The sequence below is a fragment of the Aromatoleum evansii genome (genome assembly GCF_012910805.1).
Lineage (GTDB): Bacteria > Pseudomonadota > Gammaproteobacteria > Burkholderiales > Rhodocyclaceae > Aromatoleum > Aromatoleum evansii.
Map to the genome: position 1 here is coordinate 14,064 of NZ_WTVK01000028.1, position 16,145 is coordinate 30,208.

General features: G+C 67.4%; 18 protein-coding genes, 1 pseudogene and 1 riboswitch. Of the genes and pseudogenes, 7 read left to right on the forward strand and 12 right to left on the reverse strand.

Features of this window, described 5'->3' with window-relative positions:
- Nucleotides 1-25 precede the first annotated feature (25 nt).
- Nucleotides 26-1,072, forward strand: coding sequence for a Holliday junction branch migration DNA helicase RuvB (gene ruvB, locus GO615_RS15130; RefSeq protein ID WP_169129497.1), 1,047 nt, complete (start codon nt 26-28; stop codon nt 1,070-1,072).
- Nucleotides 1,073-1,081: 9 nt separating this feature from the next.
- Nucleotides 1,082-1,432 (forward strand): hypothetical protein, encoded by a 351-nt coding sequence (locus tag GO615_RS15135; RefSeq protein ID WP_169129499.1) that lies wholly within the window; start codon nt 1,082-1,084, stop codon nt 1,430-1,432.
- An 80-nt stretch (nt 1,433-1,512) separates the two neighbouring features.
- Here GO615_RS15135 and GO615_RS15140 read toward each other — a convergent pair whose 3' ends face one another.
- The 7 genes from GO615_RS15140 to GO615_RS15170 all read right to left on the reverse strand — a co-directional run bounded on the left by GO615_RS15140 (nt 1,513) and on the right by GO615_RS15170 (nt 7,968).
- A complete protein-coding gene (locus tag GO615_RS15140) occupies nt 1,513-2,703 on the reverse strand; it encodes a class I SAM-dependent rRNA methyltransferase (protein ID WP_169129501.1) in 1,191 nt (396 codons plus the stop codon).
- 94 nt (nt 2,704-2,797) lie between these two features.
- On the reverse strand, nt 2,798-3,304 hold the full coding sequence (locus GO615_RS15145) for an IclR family transcriptional regulator (RefSeq protein WP_211167139.1): 507 nt from the start codon (nt 3,302-3,304) through the stop codon (nt 2,798-2,800).
- Nucleotides 3,305-3,499: 195 nt separating this feature from the next.
- Entirely contained in the window at nt 3,500-4,426 is a 927-nt protein-coding gene (gene xerC, locus GO615_RS15150) for a tyrosine recombinase XerC (RefSeq protein ID WP_169129503.1), read from the reverse strand.
- 2 nt (nt 4,427-4,428) lie between these two features.
- The gene (locus tag GO615_RS15155) at nt 4,429-5,079 is read right to left on the reverse strand and encodes a DUF484 family protein (RefSeq protein WP_169129505.1); all 651 of its coding nucleotides are present in this window, start codon (nt 5,077-5,079) and stop codon (nt 4,429-4,431) included.
- Between the two features lie 91 nt (nt 5,080-5,170).
- On the reverse strand, nt 5,171-6,004 hold the full coding sequence (gene dapF, locus GO615_RS15160) for a diaminopimelate epimerase (RefSeq protein WP_169129507.1): 834 nt from the start codon (nt 6,002-6,004) through the stop codon (nt 5,171-5,173).
- A gap of 219 nt (nt 6,005-6,223) precedes the next feature.
- The gene (locus GO615_RS15165) at nt 6,224-7,108 is read right to left on the reverse strand and encodes a lysophospholipid acyltransferase family protein (protein WP_169129602.1); all 885 of its coding nucleotides are present in this window, start codon (nt 7,106-7,108) and stop codon (nt 6,224-6,226) included.
- Nucleotides 7,108-7,968: a lysophospholipid acyltransferase family protein gene (locus GO615_RS15170; RefSeq protein ID WP_169129509.1), complete on the reverse strand. Its 861-nt coding sequence runs from the start codon at nt 7,966-7,968 to the stop codon at nt 7,108-7,110. The genes GO615_RS15165 and GO615_RS15170 overlap by 1 nt, the downstream gene beginning before the upstream one ends.
- A 238-nt stretch (nt 7,969-8,206) precedes the next feature.
- Between GO615_RS15170 and metK the strand changes: the two genes are divergently transcribed.
- Complete coding sequence (gene metK, locus GO615_RS15175) at nt 8,207-9,373, forward strand: methionine adenosyltransferase (RefSeq protein ID WP_169129511.1); 1,167 nt, start codon at nt 8,207-8,209, stop codon at nt 9,371-9,373.
- Between the two features lie 69 nt (nt 9,374-9,442).
- On the opposite strand, the gene GO615_RS15180 is transcribed toward metK, so the two are convergent.
- The 3 genes from GO615_RS15180 to GO615_RS15190 all read right to left on the reverse strand — a co-directional run bounded on the left by GO615_RS15180 (nt 9,443) and on the right by GO615_RS15190 (nt 10,648).
- Nucleotides 9,443-9,937 carry a cytochrome P460 family protein gene (locus tag GO615_RS15180; protein WP_169129513.1) on the reverse strand — a complete coding sequence of 165 codons (495 nt, stop codon included), beginning with the start codon at nt 9,935-9,937 and terminating at the stop codon, nt 9,443-9,445.
- A 103-nt stretch (nt 9,938-10,040) separates the two neighbouring features.
- Nucleotides 10,041-10,301 carry a translation initiation factor IF-1 gene (gene infA, locus GO615_RS15185; RefSeq protein WP_169129604.1) on the reverse strand — a complete coding sequence of 87 codons (261 nt, stop codon included), beginning with the start codon at nt 10,299-10,301 and terminating at the stop codon, nt 10,041-10,043.
- Between the two features lie 140 nt (nt 10,302-10,441).
- Entirely contained in the window at nt 10,442-10,648 is a 207-nt protein-coding gene (locus tag GO615_RS15190; protein WP_015434198.1) for a cold-shock protein, read from the reverse strand.
- Between the two features lie 369 nt (nt 10,649-11,017).
- On the opposite strand from GO615_RS15190, the gene GO615_RS15195 reads away from it, so the two are divergent.
- From GO615_RS15195 to metF, 3 genes are all read left to right on the forward strand, one after another.
- A complete protein-coding gene (locus tag GO615_RS15195; RefSeq protein ID WP_169129515.1) occupies nt 11,018-11,533 on the forward strand; it encodes a DUF2242 domain-containing protein in 516 nt (171 codons plus the stop codon).
- A 66-nt stretch (nt 11,534-11,599) separates the two neighbouring features.
- A riboswitch (S-adenosyl-L-homocysteine riboswitch) is annotated at nt 11,600-11,664 on the forward strand.
- A gap of 75 nt (nt 11,665-11,739) precedes the next feature.
- Nucleotides 11,740-13,152, forward strand: coding sequence for an adenosylhomocysteinase (gene ahcY / locus GO615_RS15200; protein WP_169129517.1), 1,413 nt, complete (start codon nt 11,740-11,742; stop codon nt 13,150-13,152).
- 12 nt (nt 13,153-13,164) lie between these two features.
- Nucleotides 13,165-13,998 (forward strand): methylenetetrahydrofolate reductase [NAD(P)H], encoded by an 834-nt coding sequence (gene metF / locus GO615_RS15205; RefSeq protein WP_169129519.1) that lies wholly within the window; start codon nt 13,165-13,167, stop codon nt 13,996-13,998.
- 105 nt (nt 13,999-14,103) lie between these two features.
- On the opposite strand, the gene GO615_RS29675 is transcribed toward metF, so the two are convergent.
- Both GO615_RS29675 and GO615_RS29680 read right to left on the reverse strand, forming a co-directional pair.
- Nucleotides 14,104-14,520: a CZB domain-containing protein gene (locus tag GO615_RS29675; protein ID WP_422614273.1), complete on the reverse strand. Its 417-nt coding sequence runs from the start codon at nt 14,518-14,520 to the stop codon at nt 14,104-14,106.
- A 3-nt stretch (nt 14,521-14,523) separates the two neighbouring features.
- Nucleotides 14,524-15,228, reverse strand: a pseudogene (locus tag GO615_RS29680) (methyl-accepting chemotaxis protein); the annotation flags it as partial.
- A 314-nt stretch (nt 15,229-15,542) separates the two neighbouring features.
- Between GO615_RS29680 and GO615_RS15215 the strand changes: the two are divergent.
- Nucleotides 15,543-16,145, forward strand: coding sequence for a DUF1326 domain-containing protein (locus GO615_RS15215; protein ID WP_169129522.1), 603 nt, complete (start codon nt 15,543-15,545; stop codon nt 16,143-16,145).

Consider the following 16,145-nt stretch of genomic DNA (forward strand, 5'->3'; position numbering starts at 1 on the left):
CCCCGCGCTGCGCTAAACTCCCGCCATGATCGAAACCGACAAGCTGCACGCCCCGCGCATCATCTCCGCGCAGACCGCCGACCGCCAGGAAGACGCCGTCGAGCGCGCCCTGCGCCCGAAGCGGCTCGCCGAATATGTCGGCCAGGCGAAGATCCGCGAACAGCTCGAGATCTTCATCGCCGCCGCACGCCAGCGCGGCGACGCGCTCGACCACGTGCTGCTGTTCGGCCCGCCAGGCCTGGGCAAGACCACGCTCGCGCACATCGTCGCCGCCGAGATGGGCGTAAACCTGCGCCAGACCTCGGGGCCGGTGCTCGAACGCGCCGGCGACCTCGCGGCGCTGCTGACCAACCTCGAGCCGCACGACGTGCTCTTCATCGACGAGATCCACCGCCTGTCGCCGGTCGTCGAGGAGATCCTGTACCCCGCGCTGGAAGACTTCCAGATCGACATCATGATCGGCGAAGGCCCGGCCGCGCGCTCGGTGAAGCTCGACCTGCCGCCCTTCACGCTGGTCGGCGCGACCACCCGGGCGGGCATGTTGACGAACCCGCTGCGCGACCGGTTCGGCATCGTTTCGCGGCTGGAGTTCTACACGCCCGAGGAGCTCGCCTTCATCGTCAGCCGTTCGGCGCGCCTACTCGACGTCACCATCGACGACGCCGGCGCCTTCGAGATCGCGCGCCGCTCGCGCGGCACCCCGCGTATCGCCAACCGCCTGCTGCGCCGCGTGCGCGACTACGCGCAGGTCAAGGCCGACGGCGACATCACCGCCGCCGTCGCCGACGCGGCGCTGCGCATGCTGGACGTCGATCACCTCGGTCTCGACCTGATGGACCGCAAGCTGCTCGGTGCGATGCTGGAAAAGTTCGCCGGCGGCCCGGTCGGGCTCGACAACCTCGCCGCCGCGATCGGCGAGTCGTCCGACACCATCGAGGACGTGCTCGAACCCTACCTGATCCAGCAGGGCTATCTGCAGCGCACCCCGCGCGGACGCATCGCCACCGCCGCCATCTGGGCACACTTCGGGCTCGCACGCCCGTCGCGCGACGGCGACCTCTTCGGCGCCTGAAAGCGCGCAATGCGCACCTTCGTCGCCTTCACGATGACGCTGTGCCTGCTCGGCGGCGCATGGCTGCTGCGGGGCCCGGAGTTCTTCTGGCCCGACCGCCTCGACCCGTCGCAAGGGGTGTTCCTCGGCGGTCTATCCTCACAGCTTCTGGGCGCGGGCCTGCTGACGATCGCGGGGCTCGGCGCGATGGTCGTTGGACGCGCGGCCCGTGGCGTCCACGGCGCACCGACGCGCGCGTGGCAGGTCCGCTACTTCCTGCTGATCCTGATTGCGCTGGGGCTGGTCAGCGCAGCCTTCAGCCTCGGCGAGCGCGGCCCCAACCCGGACTGGCGCACGCCGGGGAGCATTGACCCCTCGTAGGAAAGAGCGGTGGGAGCGGCTTCAGCCGCGAATGTGCGCCGATTCGCGGCTGAAAGGTCGCACGCCCCCCGCCGTCCGTCTCACCCGACCTGAACCGCCAGCCCCTTCAGGTATTCCCCCTCGGGTACGGCCAGTCCAATCGGATGATCCGCTGCGGCAGACAGCCGATGCAGGATGCGCGCATCGACACCCGCGTCGCTCGCCGCACCGGCGACGATCTTCTGGAAGAGCTCCAGGCCGATGCCGCCCGAGCAGGAGTAGGTCATCAGGATGCCGCCCGGATTGAGCAGGCGGAGGCCGAACAGGTTGATGTCCTTGTACGCGCGTGCCGCGCGGTCCGCATGCGCGGCCGAGGGCGCGAATTTAGGCGGATCCAGCACGATGAGGTCGAAGGTCCGCCCCTCCGTCTTCAGCGCGCGCAGCGCTGCGAACACGTCCGCCTCCATCCACTCCGCGCGGGTCGCGTCGAGGTGCGGGTTGAGCGCAACGTTGCGGCGCGCGACCTCCAGTGCCGGCCCCGACGAGTCGATCGACAGCACCGATGTCGCGCCGCCCGCCAGCGCCTGCAGCGAGAAACCGCCCGTATAGCAGAAGCAGTTCAGCACGCTGCGACCGTTTGCGAGCAGCCCGGTGAGGCGGCGGTTGTCGCGCTGGTCGAGATAGAAACCGGTCTTGTGGCCGGCGACGACGTCGACTTCCATGCGCACGCCGTTCTCGACGATGGTCAGCGCCCCCTGCGGCAGCTCGCCATACACGCAGCCCGTCATGGGGCCCAGGCCTTCCAGCTTGCGCACGTCCGAGTCGGAACGCTCATACACCGCCTTGCAGCCTGTCGCCTGCACCAGCCCGGCGACGATCGCATCGCGCCACTTCTCCGCACCGGCGCTGGTGAGCTGGACGACGACCACCTCACCAAAGCGGTCGGCGATCACGCCCGGCAGGCCGTCGGACTCGCCGTGGATCAGGCGCACCCCGCTCTCGCCCGCGAGCAGCGGATGGGTCGCACGACGGGCAACCGACTCGGCGACGCGGCGCTTGAAGAATGCGTGGTCGATCGAAACGTCCGGCGCGAAACTCCACATGCGCGCGCGGATCTGCGACTCGGGCGACCAGGCGGCACGACCGAGCACGCGGCCGTCGTCGGCGACGACCTCCACCGTATCGCCTGGCCGCGCGCGCCCTTCGAGACGAGCCACGGAGCCCGCGAACACCCACGGGTGGCGGCGCAGGAGCGAACGCTCCTTGCCGGGATTGAGAACGAGCTTGGACATGGCGAAAACCGCAGAAGGATCAGGCGCGTGAGTGTATAGCCCCGCGCGGGACCTCGCCAGCGATGCATCCGCAACGCCGCAGCCCGAACCGAAGTCAGTCCTGCATGCGCTTGCGGATGCGATCGGCGGTATCGAGCAGTTCCGGCAGGTCGCGCGAACCCAGCAGCGCGCCGAAATGCTCGATCGCCCGTGGCGTGAGGAACAGGTGGCCGTTGCCGCGACGGGTGATCCAGCCGAGCTCGACAAGGCGCACGATCTTGCGCCGCACCGTCTCGCGCGGCAAACCGGTCGCCGCTGCAATGGAATAGGCGTTGCATGGGCGCATCACCGCGGCGAACCTGTCGCCATCGATGCTGACGTTTGCTTCGCCACTGTTCTCGAGCGCACCGATGTTATGCAGGGCAATTTCGCCGAGCAGCAGCGGCAGCAGAATGTCGCGCTCGAATTCCTCGAACAGGCGTCGCAGGCTCTTGATCTGGTAACGGGCCAGCAGGATCGCTGCGGCGCGAATGGGCGAGGGACAGGAGCCCTCCGCCACTGCATAGTCCCGTTCTCCGGCATTCGGGCTGTTTGCGTCTGGATTGTTTGTATTGCGGCGCATGGCTGCCTTTCTCCCAACGCCCACAGAACAGGGGCGTAAGGCAGACTTGTCGGGGTCGGACGACGTGATTTTATTGGGGACTTGTTGCCCCCAGCATAGCGCAGACCCGCGACGTGGCCGCGATTTTCTCTACCCGATTTGGGCAGGATTTCACAAGCCCCAAGATATAAGCAAATATTTCGGACGAGCAGTCCGTCAGCGGCGACGCGCGCGCGGATGCGCTGCGTCATAAACCTTGGCGAGGTGCTGAAAATCCAGGTGGGTATAGACCTGCGTGCTGCGGATGCTCGCGTGCCCGAGCAGCTCCTGCACTGCCCTGAGGTCGCCGCTGGACTGCAGCACATGACTCGCGAAGCTGTGGCGCAGCATGTGCGGATGCACGTGCACGCCGAGGCCGCGCTGCTGCGCCCAGCGCGCAAGACGCGAGCGGATCGCCCCCGAACTCATGCGTGTGCCGCTGCGCGTGACGAACAACGCGGCCTCATCGGCCAGCGCCACTTCGCCACGCAGTGCGAGCCATGCCTGCAGGGCCGCGACCGCCTGTGTGCCGACCGGCACGGTACGCATCTTGTTACGCTTGCCGCGCACCGTGACCATGCGCTCGCCCAGATCGAGCGCCGGTCCGACATCGAGCGCCGCCAACTCGGCAAGACGCAGGCCCGACGAGTACAGCAGCTCGAACATCGCGTGGTCGCGCACTTCCAGCCCGTCCCCCGCCTCGGCATCGAGCAGCGCCTGAGCCTGGTCGGGGGAAAGCGCCTTCGGCAAAGGCTGGGGCGACTTCGGCGGGCGCACCCCCTCGGCGGGATTCAGCGCCATTTCGCCACGCTGGCGGATGAACCAGCGGAACAGCCCGCGCCAGGCCGACAGTGCGCGCGCGATCGAGCGTCCGCCCAGCCCTTCGCCGTGCATGCGCGCGACGAAGCGGCGGATGTCGTGGGCAGACAGGGTCTGCGGTGCGCGCCCGTCGGCGAGGCGTTGCAGGCGTTCGAGATCGCGCCGGTAGTTCTCCAGCGTGAGCGCGGCCGCGCGCCGCTGGGTCGCGAGATAGCCAAGATAGGCCGCCAGCCACTCGGGCGGCGGCAGCTCCGCGACAACGGCCGGGTCGTCGCGGCCCGTCATGCTCAGCCCAGCTGCCGACGCAGCGCGGAGGCGACGATATCACCGATGCGCGAGACGTAGAGGGTGCCCATCTCGGGGTAGAAGCGCTCGTTCTCCTGGCTGCCGAGGGCAAGCAGGCCGAAGGTCTGCGCGTCGCGGCGCAGCGGGATCAGCGCGACCGACCGCACGTGCGCGGAGTCGGCGCCAAACCACTCCAGGACCTCGAGATTGACGGGTGCGCCGCAATACGGATGGCGCATGTCGCCGGCGAAGAAACGCATCGCCTCGCTGACCGCGGCGAAGTCCTCGCCCTCGCGCGTGAGAACCGAGTTCCAGATTCGCAGGGCGATGCTGGGCACGGAGAAATCGTCGCGCAAGTTCTCGAACAGCGCGTGACGCAGGGTTTCATAGTCCTCCGCCTCGAGCAGCGCGAGGGTCAGGCGATGGACCTTCTCGCCGATCTCGTCGTTCTCCTCGCCGAAGCGGATCAGTTCGGAGAGCTTGCCTTCGAGGAGGCGGATCTTGTCGCGCAGCGCATGCAGCTGGCGCTCGGCAAGGGAAATCGCCTGCCCCCCGTGCGGATGCGGCACGGTCAGCTGGGTGAAGAGTTCCCCGTGCTCGGCGAGGAAGTCCGGGTGTTCCTTGAGATATCGTGCGACGTCGGCTGCGTTCATGCTAGGACCATTCCCTGCGGACGGTTGGCGTCCGCGCGTGTTCGTTGGCAACCGGGGCGGCGCGCGGGGTGCACGGCGCCGTCCGGCTGGATCATGCGAGTTCGATCTCGCCGGCAAAAACCGTCACGGCCGGGCCGGTCATCAGCACCGGCTCGCCGACGCCCGCCCACGCGATCTCCAGCTCGCCGCCGCGAGTCTCCACGCGTACCGGAGACACCAGCAGCTCGCGGCGGATGCCCGCAACCACTGCCGCGCACGCGCCCGTGCCGCAGGCGAGCGTCTCGCCCGCGCCGCGCTCGTACACGCGCAGGCGGATGCGATGTTCATCCACCACCTGCATGAAGCCGGCGTTGACGCGGGCGGGGAAGCGCGCATGCTTCTCGATCAGCGGCCCCTGGACGGCCACCGGGGCGGCATCGACGTCGGCGACGACCTGCACCGCGTGCGGATTGCCCATCGACACCGCAGTGATCGCGACCGGCGTACCGGCGACGTCGAGCGGCTGCACGACGGCGTCGGAATCCGAGACGAAGGGCACGCGCGCCGGCTCGAACACCGGCACCCCCATGTCTACGGTGACCAGGCCGCTGTCCTCGAGGCGCGGCGCAATCACCCCGGATTTCGTCTCGACGCGGATCTCGCTCTTGGCGGTGAGCCCCTGCTCATGCACGAAGCGCACGAAGCAGCGCGCACCGTTGCCGCACTGCTCGACCTCGCCGCCGTCGGCGTTGAAGATGCGGTAGCGGAAATCAACGCCCGGCTGCGACGCCGGCTCGACCACCAGCAGCTGGTCGCAGCCGACGCCGAAATGGCGGTCGGCGAGAAAGCGCACGCGCTCGGGCGTGAGCTCGACGTGCTGGCGCACGGCGTCGATGACGACGAAGTCGTTGCCGAGGCCGTGCATTTTGGCGAAGCGCAGGTGCATGGAAGGGTTCCGCTCAGTAGGTTCGAATCGGCGCGGGCCGAACCCCGGAATTCTCGCGCAGCATCCGGGGTGAGTCCAGCGACGCGCGGCAATGCCTTGCCTCTTGCCCCAAAGCACGCCCAATCGCGTGGGAGCGGCTTCAGCCGCGAATGGGCGCCGGTTCGCGGCTGAAGCCGCTCCCACGGGGCAATGCAGGATATGAACAGCGCCGCGACGCGCTCAATACGGCCGCTTCTCCCCCGGCGGACGGGTCTTGAAGCGGCGATGCACCCAGTAGTACTGCTCGGGCATCGTGCGCACGACCGACTCGATCCACTGGTTCATGCGCAGCGTATCGGCCTCCACGTCCTCGGTCGGAAAATCCGCCCACGGTTCGCCCAGCCGCGTCACATAGCCCTTGCCTCCCGGCAGCATCTCGGTCACCACCGGCACGACGGCCGCTCGCGCGAGGCGCGACAGGCGCGACAGGCCGGTGATCGTCGCCGCCGGCACGCCGAAGAAGGGCACGAAGATCGAGTCTTCGCGCCCGTAGTCCATGTCCGGCAGGTAGTAGAACGGACGCCCAGCCTTCATCGCCTTCACGGTGCCGCGCACGCCGTCCTGGCGAGACAGCAGCAGCTGGTCGCCAAAGCGGCTGCGGCCGTGGAACAGCCAGCGGTCGAACACCGGGTTGTTCTGGCGCGCATAGACGCTCACGCTGTCGAACTCCATCGCGAAACGCGCACCGCCCATGTCGAGACCGAGGAAATGCGGCGCCAGCAGCAGCACCGGCCGCCCCGCGGCGACCAGCGCATCCACGTGCTCGCGCCCTTCGAGCCGGATCATGCCCTTCAGGCGCGCCTCGCTCGCCCACCACAGCAGCCCGCGCTCAAGCATGCTGCGACCCAGCGCGTGGAAGTGGGCCCCCGCGATGCGCGCCCGCGCAGTCTCGTCCATTTCGGGAAAGCACAGGCGCAGATTCACATTGACGATGTGGCGGCGCCGGCCCGCGAAGCGGTACAGCAGCTCGCCCACCGCCGTGCCGATGCGCGCCTGCATACCCAGCGGCAGCCAGTGCAGCAGCCAGAAGAGCGCAACGGCAAGCCAGCTCGCGATGCGCGCCATCACCGCTCGCCCTCCGGCGCCGGCACGCCCGACGGCTTCTTGTAGCGGTTGTAGCCCCACAGGTACTGCGCCGGCCCTGCAAGGATGAGGCGCTCGATCTCGCGATTGATCGCAACGCAACGCTCCTCCAGCGTGCCGGCGATCGGTTCGACCGGCTCGGAGATGCGCACCACGTAGCCTTCGCCGCGCGGCAGGCGCTCGGTCCAGATCATCAGCGGCTTCACGCCCTTCACTTCCGACAGGCGCGCCGCCAGCGTCATCGTCCATGCCTGCCGCCCGAAGAACGGTGCCCACACACCCTCGCCCTCGGCCGGCGCCTGGTCCGGCAGCATGCCGACCATCTCTCCGCTCCTGAGCGCCTTCACGAGGCGCCGAACGCCCGACACGTCGGCCGGCGCGACGCGGATCTCGCCTCGCGCGCGCCCTGCCTCCATCAGCGGACCGAGCGCCTCCTTGCGCGGCGGGCGGAACAGCACGGTGATCGGGCCGTGCGTCGAGCAGTACTGCGCGCACATCTCGAAGCAGCCCAGATGCGGCGTGAGGAACAGCACGCTCGCGCCCTCGGCGCGGGCGCGCTCGACCAGTTCGCGCCCTTCGACGCGCACCACGCGCGACAGCACCTCCTCCTGCGGCCGCAGCCACACGAACGGGAGTTCGAACGCCTGGCGGCCGGCCTCGGCGATGGCGGCCTTCAGCAGGGCCGGATCCGAGCGCCCCAGCGCGTTGTCGAGGTTTGCCTGGAGCCTGCGCGCGTAGGATGGCGAAAAGCGCCACGTGAGCCAGCCGGCCCAGCCGCCGAGGCGGTGCAGCCAGGCGAGCGGCAGTCGGGCGAGAATCCGGAAGAGTAGATTGACGATCACGGGCACTAAGGGGCGGCATGCGCGGAAGAACGATCCGCACGATTGACCGGCCGGGTCCAAAGACTATAATTATCGCTTAGCCGCCGAGTTAATACGACAACTTGCAGGGCGGCGCCACGAACGTACCTGAGCGGTCGTGGCAAACAAGTACTGCTAAAGCGTCGGCTGCTCGACGAAATCCCCCGAGCCGGCCAAGACGCCGGAACACTCTGGGGATTTTTGTTTTCAGGAGCAGTGCATGAGCAGGGAATTCCTCTTCACCTCGGAATCGGTCTCGGAAGGCCATCCCGACAAGGTCGCCGACCAGGTCTCCGACGGCGTCCTCGACGCGATCCTCGCCGAAGACCCGAAGGCGCGTGTCGCCTGCGAGACGCTGGTGTCGACCGGCCTCGTCGTGATCTCGGGCGAGATCACCACCTCGGCACACCCGAACTACCGCGAGATCGCGCAGGAAGTGATCCGCCGCATCGGCTATGACAATTCCGACATCGGTTTCGACTACAAGAGCTGCGCGGTCCTCGCCGCGATCAACCGCCAGTCCGCGGACATTGCGCAGGGCGTCAATGAAGGCGAAGGTCTCGATCTCGACCAGGGCGCGGGCGACCAGGGCCTGATGTTCGGCTACGCCTGCAGCGAGACGCCGAGTCTGATGCCGCTGCCCATCTACTATGCGCACCGCATCATGCAGCGCCAGGCCGAGCTGCGCAAGGACGGCCGCCTGCCGTGGCTGCGCCCGGACGCGAAGAGCCAGCTGACAGTGAAGTACGTCGACGGCAAGCCTGCGGCGATCGACACCGTGGTCGTGTCGACGCAGCACAGCCCGGAGGTGTCGCACGCACAGATCAGCGAGGCCGTGATCGAGGAGATCATCAAGCCGGTGCTGCCGAAGGAGCTGATGAAGGGCGAAGTGCGCTACCTGATCAACCCGACCGGCCGCTTCGTCATCGGCGGCCCGCACGGCGACTGCGGCCTCACCGGGCGCAAGATCATCGTCGACACCTACGGCGGCGCCGCCCACCACGGCGGCGGCGCGTTCTCGGGCAAGGATCCCTCCAAGGTCGACCGCTCGGCCGCCTACGCCGGCCGCTGGGTCGCCAAGAACATCGTCGCGGCCGGCCTCGCCGAGCGCTGCGAGGTGCAGGTGGCCTACGCGATTGGCGTCGCCAAGCCCGTGTCGATGATGGTCGAGACCTTCGGCACCGGCAGGATCGCCGACGAGAAGATCGTCGAACTGGTGCAGCGCCACTTCGACCTGCGCCCCAAGGCGATCATCCAGGAGCTCAACCTGCTGCGCCCGATCTACGGCAAGACGGCCGCCTACGGCCATTTCGGCCGCGACGAGCCGGAGTTCAGCTGGGAAAACACCGACAAGGCCGCAGCGCTGCGCGCCGACGCCGGGCTGTAACCGGGCAGCGGGCGGGGCCGCACGGCTCCGCCCCACCGGAACCGCCTTGCGACGCGGGGCGAGCCGCGCTCAAGGCGACTCCGCCGGATGCGTGAACACGAAGTCCCTGTCCTTGACCGGCTGGTGGCAGCCGAAACATTCCTGCACGAAGTTCGCGTCGGCACCGTAAGGCTTCTGCGCCTTGCCGAGCCAGCGCGCGAACCCCCAGCCGCCGGTCGCGGCGTACTTGGCGCCGTCCTTGACCATGAACTCCGCATGGACGAAGTCGCCCGGCGCAAGCGCCGTGTCCCAGCGGTCATGCTTGACCGCCTTCCACACCAGCTTGCCGAGGATCGCGCCGTCGGGCCACGGGTTGGTCCGCCCCTCGCGCGCCGCCCTGGCGGCCACGTCGTTGCCGAGCACCGCCCGCAGCGTGTTGTTGTCGGAACGCTGATGGACCGAGAGCACCTGCCACTGGCGGTAGCCTTCCGGCAACTGGATGCCGTTAGGGGCGGGATCGGCCGCGGAAGCGGAGACCGCTGCGCACAGCAGCGCACCGGCCAGCAATGGGAATCGTCTACTCATGGAACATCCTCCGTGTCGGTGGTCGTGCCCGCCGGTTGCGCGAGCCACGTCCTGAACAAACAGCCGACGCGGGGGAAATGTTCCCGGAATTGCGAAAGAAAGTTCAGCGGCGGCGCCGCTGCTGCGGACTCACGGGACCGCGGCCTTCGATGTGGCGGAAGGTGATGCGCCCCTTGCTCAGGTCGTAGGGCGACAGCTCCAGGGAGACCTTGTCGCCGCACAGGATGCGGATGTGGTGCTTGCGCATCTTGCCGGCCGAATAGGCTACGAGGTCGTGACCATTGTCCAGCGTCACACGGAATCGGGCATCGGGCAGGACCTCGGTCACCACGCCACCCATTTCGATCAGTTCTTCCTTGGCGATGACAGTTTCTCCTCGGGAAGCAGAAAAAAGAAAAGGCCGGGCTTGTGCCAGGCCTTTCGGGGATGCGTACCGGAACGGATTCCGGCTACCGGCCCCGCCAGGGACCGGAGGCGCAGCGCTGCGGCCGCGCCGGCGCGGGCTTAGTCAGCCGCGCGGATGTTCGACGCCTGCTGGCCCTTGGGGCCGGTCGTCACGTCGAACGTGACGCGCTGACCTTCGGCGAGGGTCTTGAAACCCGAACCCTGGATCGCCGAGAAATGGGCGAACAGATCGTCACCGCCGTTTTCCGGGGTGATGAAACCGAAGCCCTTGGAGTCGTTGAACCACTTCACAGTACCGTTTGCCATGTCTTGTATTTCCTGAAAATTAAGGGACTTGCCCCTAGAGTGAGGGCGAAGGTCAAGACGGCAGGGTGAAGAGGAAAGGCATACCGCAGAAACAGCAGAGACCGGACCAGACAACAACTTTGCTACTTGAAGATCGCTGCCGCGCACTATGGACTGATTTGCTCCGCCCTGCAAACGAAATATTGTTTGTTACATTTTACGACACTCGCAAAGGGGCCGGATTCCGCCACCACTCCGCAGGCCTCGAACCCGCACGGGCCATGGGCATCGACAGTGGTGGGCGCCGAACCCGACCATCGGGCGCACCGAACCGCTAGGCGCCGCGATGTTCTAATATCTGCTTTTGCACCTCCATTCCGGATTTACCCCATGTTGCATCTCGCGCGTTGCGCCCAAACGCTGTCGTTGTCCGGGCTGCTGCTCGCCGGCTGCGCATCGGCGCCGCCTCCCGCCTATCGCAGCGAAACCTTCGCCGCAGAATCGCCCTTCGTCACGTGGAGCACGCGCGATCCGGACGCGGCCTGCGAAGTCGGCAAGCGCGCCCTGCTGAGCCAGGGCTACCAGGTCGATGCATCGAACACGACGCGCATCCGCGGCGAGAAGTTCTTCCTGCCGAAGACCGACTACGGCATGACGCTCCACATCACCCTCGTATGCCTGCCGAGCAATGTCGGCACCGCCGTCTATGCGAACGCGCTGCAGACGCGCTACGAGCTGAAATCCGCCGCAACAAGCGCGGGGGTCGGCGTTGCGGGCATCGGTTCGATCTCGCTGCCGTGGATGGCGGACAAGGAGGCGCTGGTCAAGGTGGGCGAGGAAACGATCTCGGATCCGGACTTCTACAAGCGCCTGTTCGGACTGATCGAATCCCTGCAGGGCGGCTGAGCCCGCTGCGGCGAGCCGGGTCGCTGCGTATTGCGGACGCGGTCGGCACCTGGGCTATAATCCAAGCTTGCCGAGGAGCGCTGCGAGACGTTCGTCCCAGGCTCGGCTATCCGGAACTGCGCTCACCTTAACCCGTGCCGGGCACGGGGTGACGAGGTGAGTCCACCCGCAGCACCCCTTCCCGGCCACACGTTCAAGGAGTTCACATGAACACTGTGGCTGAAAACTTCACCGATTACGTCGTCGCCGACCTTTCGCTCGCCGGCTGGGGCCGCAAGGAAATCCGCATCGCGGAAACCGAGATGCCCGGCCTGATGGCGATCCGCGAGGAGTTCGCCGCTGCGCAGCCGCTCAAGGGGGCGCGCATCACCGGCTCGCTGCACATGACGATCCAGACTGCGGTGCTGATCGAGACGCTGACCGCGCTCGGTGCCGAGGTGCGCTGGGCCTCGTGCAACATCTTCTCGACCCAGGACCACGCCGCCGCCGCGATCGCTGCCGAAGGCATCCCCGTCTTCGCGGTTAAGGGCGAGTCGCTCGCCGACTACTGGGACTACACGCACCGCATCTTCGAGTGGGCCGACGGCGGTTATTCCAACATGATCCTCGACGACGGCGGCGACGCGACGCTGCTGCTGCACCTGGGCGCACGCGCCGAGAAGGACATGGCGGTGCTGGCGAAGCCGGGTTCCGAGGAGGAGACCATCCTCTTCGCCGCCATCAAGGCCAAGCTCGCGCAGGACCCGATGTGGTACTCGACCCGCCTCGCGCAGGTGAAGGGCGTCACCGAGGAAACGACGACCGGCGTGCATCGCCTGTACCAGATGCACGAGCGCGGCGAACTGAAATTCCCGGCGATCAACGTGAACGACTCGGTCACCAAGTCCAAGTTCGACAACTTGTACGGCTGCCGCGAGTCGCTGGTGGACGGCATCAAGCGCGCGACCGACGTGATGGTCGCGGGCAAGATCGCCGTGGTCGCGGGCTATGGCGACGTCGGCAAGGGCTCGGCGCAGGCGCTGCGTGCGCTCTCCGCCCAGGTGTGGATCACCGAGATCGACCCGATCTGCGCGCTGCAGGCGGCGATGGAAGGCTACCGCGTGGTGACGATGGACTACGCCGCCGAGCACGCCGACATCTTCGTCACCGCCACCGGCAACTACCACGTGATCACCCACGACCACATGGCGAAGATGAAGGACCAGGCCATCGTGTGCAACATCGGCCACTTCGACAACGAGATCGACGTGGCGTCGATCGAGAAGTACCAGTGGGAAGAGATCAAGCCGCAGGTCGACCATGTGATCTTCCCGGACGGGAAACGCATCATCCTGCTGGCGAAGGGCCGCCTGGTGAACCTCGGCTGCGCGACCGGCCACCCGTCCTACGTGATGAGTTCCTCGTTCGCCAACCAGACGATCGCGCAGATCGAGCTCTACACGCGCACGGCGGACTATCCGGTCGGCGTCTACACGCTGCCCAAGCACCTCGACGAGAAGGTCGCGCGCCTGCAGCTGAAGAAGCTCAACGCACAGCTCACCGAGCTCACCGACGCACAGGCCACCTATATCGGCGTGCCCAAGCAGGGTCCGTACAAGTCGACCCACTACCGCTACTGATCGGAGCGTGCCATGGCGAAAACCGAAATTTCGATCGAGTTCTTCCCTCCGCAGACGCCCGACGGTGACGAGAAGCTGCGCGCGACGCGCGACAAGCTCGCGCACCTGAAGCCCGCCTTCTTCTCGGTGACCTACGGTGCCGGGGGATCGACGCGCGAGCGCACCTTCGCCGCGGTCAAGGAGATCGCCGCGAAGGGCTTCGAGGCCGCACCGCACCTGTCGTGCATCGGCTCGACCCGCGCCGGTATCCGCGAAATCCTCTCCGACTACGCCGCGGCCGGCATCCGGCGCATCGTCGCGCTGCGCGGCGACCTGCCTTCCGGCGTCGGCGATCCGGGCGAATTCCGCTATGCGAACGAGCTGGTGGAGTTCATCCGCGCCGAAACCGGCGACCGCTTCCGCATCGAGGTCGCGGCCTACCCGGAATGGCACCCGCAGGCGAGAAGCCCGCAGGACGACCTGCAGGCCTTCAAGCGCAAGGTCGAGGCCGGCGCAAACTCGGCGATCACGCAGTACTTCTACAACGCCGAAGCCTATCTGCACTACGTCGATGCGGTGCGTGCGATGGGTCTGGACACGCCCATCGTGCCCGGGATCATGCCGATCGTGAGCTTCTACAAGCTCGCGCGCTTCTCCGACGCCTGCGGCGCCGAGATCCCGCGCTGGATGCGGCGCAAGTTCGAGTCCTACGGCGACGACACCGAGTCCATCCGCGCCTTCGGGCTCGACGTGGTGACCGCGCTGTGCGAGCGCCTGCTGGCGAACGGCGCCCCGGGGCTGCACTTCTACAGCATGAACCAGGCCAGCCTCACGACGGCCATCTGCGAGCGCCTCAAGCTCGTCTGAGCGAGCACGGCGGCCAGCCCTGTGGGAGCGGCTTCAGCCGCGAACGGACGCTGATTCGCGGCTGAAGCCGCTCCCACGGCGAGGCACCGACTGCAGCGGCCGGCCTCAGCTTGCCGCTGCACTCACGCCGTTCGCAATGTCCTGCAGGCAGTCCAGCACTTCCATGCTCGCGGCCTCCATCGCCGCGATGTCCTGCAACCCCGACTGGCTATCGCCCGAAAGCAGACGCTCGAGACCGCGCCGACCGCTCTCATGCACGCGCGCGTGCGGGGCTTCCAGCCTCCGGTACGCCGGCAGGGACGCGAAGCGCTTGCCCGGCCCCTCGTAATACCACTGGCCGAGCCGGCACTTGTGGTGGCTGGAGAACTCCTCCGGACGCTTCGCGGAATTGCCCGACGCGGCCTTGTACACTTCCATCTTGAAGATCAGGTGGTCGAGCTTGGCCAGTTCGACGAAGCTGCGCACCGCCGCGCCCTCCATCATGTCCCCCATTTCACGCGACAGGCCGAACAGCTCGGTCATGCTGCCGCGCGCGCTGCGCCCGTCTTCGGCGGCTTCGGACGCCTTGCCGGCGAGCGTCTGGATCATCGCCTGCGTCTGCCCGGTCTCGCCCTGGATCGCGCCGACCAGTTCGGAGATCTCGTTCGTCGCCGCCGCGGTGCGCTCCGCTAGCTTGCGCACCTCGTCGGCCACGACCGCGAAGCCGCGGCCCTGCTCGCCCGCGCGGGCGGCCTCGATGGCCGCGTTCAGGGCGAGCAGGTTGGTCTGATCGGCGATCTCGCGGATCAGGCGCACGATCCCGTCGATCTGGCTCGCCCGCTGGTTGAGCTGATGCACGGAGTCGACCGTGCCGCGGGTTTCCTCTGCGAGGCCGTCCAGGCTCGCCGAGATGCGCTCGATGGCCGCCGCGCTGTCGCTCGCAGACTGCGTCGCGCGCTGGGCGACATCATGCTGCTGCTTCAAGCCGTCGGCGAGCTGGCTGAACGTACCCTGCACCGACACCAGCGATTCGCCGTAGCTCTTCAGGTTGCCGAACAGCGCGTCCAGCGTTCCGGTGCGCTGCGCACCGGCCTCCATCTCGCCGCGTTGCCGCGCGAGCTCTTCCTCCAGCCGGTTCGAACGCGCCCGCTCGCGCTCCAGCGCCTCCTTGCTCGCGGCAAGCTCCTGCCTCAGCGCCGCAAGCTCCGCCCCTCTGCCAAACCATCCCATGTCCTTCCCCCTTGACTTCATCCATCCGCAAGCCGGAGCCGTGCCGGCTCCGGAAAAATCCCTTCAACCAGGTTATCGGCAGAAAAGCTATGCCATTTAGTCTAATCGGATTTTCTTATGTAGATCCGGCTTGGCACGCACGCAGCCCCCCGGGACAGAAGGGAAGGACGGCGATCATTGACGAGGCTCCGACTACGACTATATATGTAGAGTGAGACGCAATCTCACCCACCCCGACAGGGCGGTATCCGCATCCTCCGCCGACCGCCTCCCCGGTCGCTACGGCCGCCTGCACACGACCGCCCCCTGGCCAACCCGACTACAAGGAGAACATCATGGCCTACCGGATCGAAGGACGACTGCTGGAAGTGTGCACCTGCAAGGCGATCTGCCCGTGCTGGATCGGTGACGACCCCGACGGCGGCACCTGCGATGGCACGCTCGCCTGGCACATCGACAAGGGCGAGGTCGGCGGCACCGACGTGTCGGGCCTCACCTTCGGCATGCTGGCACACATCCCCGGCAACGTTCTGAAGGGCAACTGGCGCGCCCTCGCCTTCGTGGATGAACGCGCGAGCCCGGCGCAGGAAGAGGCCCTGCTCTCGGTATTCACCGGCAAACTCGGCGGGCCGGTCGCGGATCTCGCACAACTGGTCGGCGAAGTGGTCGGGGTGGAACGCGTCGGGATCGAGTTCGACGTCAAGGAAGGCTCGGGGCGCCTGCGCATCGGCAATGTCGTCGCCGCCGACCTCGAATGCGCACGCGGACCTGGCGAGCGCCCGACGGTGATGAGCGACACGATCTTCTCGACGATTCCCGGCTCGCCGGCCTACATCGGCCGCGCACCGCTCTATCGTGCACAGTCGGAACCGCTCGGCATCAAGGTCGACCTGAGCGGCTACAACTCGGTGCAAGGCGCCTTCTGCTTCCAGGCCTGA

What these genes read in the sequence shown, in the direction of transcription:
- GO615_RS15195 (WP_169129515.1), top strand. Translation starts at nt 11,018, where the DNA reads ATGTTGCATCTCGCGCGTTGCGCCCAAACGCTGTCGTTGTCCGGGCTG.
- GO615_RS15165 (WP_169129602.1), bottom strand. Translation starts at nt 7,108, where the DNA reads ATGGCGCGCATCGCGAGCTGGCTTGCCGTTGCGCTCTTCTGGCTGCTG.
- GO615_RS15135 (WP_169129499.1), top strand. Translation starts at nt 1,082, where the DNA reads ATGCGCACCTTCGTCGCCTTCACGATGACGCTGTGCCTGCTCGGCGGC.
- ruvB (WP_169129497.1), top strand. Translation starts at nt 26, where the DNA reads ATGATCGAAACCGACAAGCTGCACGCCCCGCGCATCATCTCCGCGCAG.
- dapF (WP_169129507.1), bottom strand. Translation starts at nt 6,004, where the DNA reads ATGCACCTGCGCTTCGCCAAAATGCACGGCCTCGGCAACGACTTCGTC.
- GO615_RS15215 (WP_169129522.1), top strand. Translation starts at nt 15,543, where the DNA reads ATGGCCTACCGGATCGAAGGACGACTGCTGGAAGTGTGCACCTGCAAG.
- GO615_RS15145 (WP_211167139.1), bottom strand. Translation starts at nt 3,304, where the DNA reads ATGCGCCGCAATACAAACAATCCAGACGCAAACAGCCCGAATGCCGGA.
- metK (WP_169129511.1), top strand. Translation starts at nt 8,207, where the DNA reads ATGAGCAGGGAATTCCTCTTCACCTCGGAATCGGTCTCGGAAGGCCAT.
- xerC (WP_169129503.1), bottom strand. Translation starts at nt 4,426, where the DNA reads ATGACGGGCCGCGACGACCCGGCCGTTGTCGCGGAGCTGCCGCCGCCC.
- GO615_RS15155 (WP_169129505.1), bottom strand. Translation starts at nt 5,079, where the DNA reads ATGAACGCAGCCGACGTCGCACGATATCTCAAGGAACACCCGGACTTC.
- GO615_RS15180 (WP_169129513.1), bottom strand. Translation starts at nt 9,937, where the DNA reads ATGAGTAGACGATTCCCATTGCTGGCCGGTGCGCTGCTGTGCGCAGCG.
- metF (WP_169129519.1), top strand. Translation starts at nt 13,165, where the DNA reads ATGGCGAAAACCGAAATTTCGATCGAGTTCTTCCCTCCGCAGACGCCC.
- GO615_RS29675 (WP_422614273.1), bottom strand. Translation starts at nt 14,520, where the DNA reads ATGACCGAGCTGTTCGGCCTGTCGCGTGAAATGGGGGACATGATGGAG.
- GO615_RS15190 (WP_015434198.1), bottom strand. Translation starts at nt 10,648, where the DNA reads ATGGCAAACGGTACTGTGAAGTGGTTCAACGACTCCAAGGGCTTCGGT.
- GO615_RS15140 (WP_169129501.1), bottom strand. Translation starts at nt 2,703, where the DNA reads ATGTCCAAGCTCGTTCTCAATCCCGGCAAGGAGCGTTCGCTCCTGCGC.
- ahcY (WP_169129517.1), top strand. Translation starts at nt 11,740, where the DNA reads ATGAACACTGTGGCTGAAAACTTCACCGATTACGTCGTCGCCGACCTT.